The organism is Rhizobacter sp. P2_D12 (genome assembly GCF_056404395.1).
This window is the reverse complement of record NZ_JBFUEB010000253.1, coordinates 1-2,111: the sequence shown is the minus strand read 5'-3', so window position 1 is coordinate 2,111 and position 2,111 is coordinate 1. Positions and strand designations below refer to the sequence as shown.

The 2,111-nt window shown below is 69.6% G+C and carries 1 protein-coding gene; it reads left to right on the top strand.

Features of this window, described 5'->3' with window-relative positions:
• Positions 1-2,111, top strand: a 2,111-nt coding sequence (locus AC1DYN_RS32185) for a hybrid sensor histidine kinase/response regulator (RefSeq protein WP_477966805.1), incomplete at both ends; no start/stop codon positions are given.

The following is a 2,111-nucleotide window of genomic DNA, read 5'->3' as shown; positions in this document are numbered from 1 at the left end:
GCGCTGGAACAGGCCGCCCCGCAGCCGGGGGAGGCCGGTTTTGTGGCCGTGACGCCCGATGAAGCCGTGCTGGCCGAACCGGTGTCTGAAGCCGAACCCGAACCCGAACCCGAACCAGCGCTGGCGCTCGACGACCTGCACGAGCCCGAGCTGGCCGGCGCCAGCGGGTATGTCGACGAGATCGACGCCGACCTGCTGCCGGTGTTCCTCGAAGAAGCCACCGACCTGCTGCCGCGCATCGGCCACGACCTGCGCCAGTGGCAGCAGGAGCCGTCCAACGCCGCCGTCGCGCAGCGCATGCAGCGCGACCTGCACACGGTCAAGGGCAGTGCGCGCATGGCTGGCGCGATGCGCCTGGGCCAGCACGCGCACGAACTGGAAACGCAGATCGAGAACATGGTCCATGCCGGCACCTCGACGCTGCCGCCGACCGCGTTCGACGAGCTGCTGGCCAACTACGATAGCGCGATGCTGCTGTTCGAGGGCCTGCAGCAGCCGGCCGACGCTGCCMCTGCAATCGCAACGGCAGCGGCCGCCCCGGTCGAGCCGGCGCGTGCGCCGCTGGTGCGCGTGCGCGCCGACATCCTCGACCGCGTGGTGAACCAGGCCGGCGAGGTGTCAATCACGCGCTCGCGCCTGGAAAACCAGATTGGTGTTCTCAAGTCGTCGCTCGGCGACTTCTCGGACAACGTGGGCCGCCTGCGGCGCCAGTTGCGCGAGATCGAGATGCAGGCCGAATCGCAGATCGCTTCACGCCTGTCGATCGCCGGCGAGCGCGAATTCGATCCGCTCGAATTCGACCGCTTCACGCGCCTGCAGGAACTCACGCGCATGCTGGCCGAAAGCGTCGACGACGTCGCCTCGTTCCAGGAAAGCCTGGCGCGCACGGTCGATTCGGCCAACGAAGAACTGTCGGCCCAGGCGCGCATGACGCGCGACCTGCAGCGCGACCTGATGCGGGTGCGGATGGTGCCGTTTGCCAGCCTGTCCGAGCGCCTGTTCCGCGTCGCGCGCCAGACCGCCAAAGAAACCGACAAGCGCGTCAACCTGGATATCCGGGGCGGCGCCGTGGAAATCGACCGCGGCGTGCTGGAACAGATGGCCGCGCCGTTCGAACACCTGCTGCGCAACGCGATCGTGCACGGCATCGAACCGCGCGCGGCGCGTCAAAACGCCGGCAAGGCCGAGACGGGCGAACTGCTGGTGCRGGTCAGCCAGCACGGCAACGAAGTCCTGATCAACTTCAGCGATGACGGCGCGGGGCTGGACCTCGAACGCATCCGCGCCAAGGCGCTGGCCGGCGGCCTGCTCGCCGAGGGAGAGGATGCGCCGGACGACCAGGTGACCGACCTGATTTTCGCGCCGGGCTTTTCGACGGCGGACACGCTGACCGAACTGGCCGGGCGTGGCGTCGGCATGGACGTGGTGCGCTCCGAAGCGCAGGCGCTGGGCGGCCGCGTCGCGGTGGCGTCCGAGGCGGGGCAGGGCGCGCGCTTTACCATCACGCTGCCGCTGACGCTGGCCGTGGCGCAGGTCGTGCTGGTGGTGGCCGGTGGCCGCACCCATGCGGTGCCGTCGACGCTGGTCGAGGCAGTGCAGCAGGTGCGCGAGGCCGACCTGGCCGCCGCCATCGACGCCGGCAGCATCGCATTGGCCGGTCACGAACTGGCGCTGTATGGCTTGCCTGATTTGCTGGGCATGGACGACGACGAGCGCATCACGACGCAGCGTTCGACGCCGGTGCTGGTCCTGAATGGCGGCAGCCGCCGCATCGCGCTGCGCGTCGACGAGGTGCTGGGCAACCGCGAGGTGGTGGTCAAGAACATCGGCCGCCAGCTGGCGCGCATGCCGGGCATCGACGGCGCCACGGTACTGGGTTCGGGCGAGATCGTCCTGATCCTGGATCCGCTGGCGCTGGCGCAGCAACCGCAGGGTGAAGCACGCGTGAAGCAGGCCGTCGCGCCCCAGGTTCGGCGGCCCACCGTGATGGTGGTCGATGATTCGCTGACGGTGCGCCGCGTGACCCAGCGCCTGCTCGAACGCGAAGGCTATCGTGTGGTGCTGGCCAAGGACGGCATCGAGGCGCTGGAACTGATCGGGCAGGGCGTGCC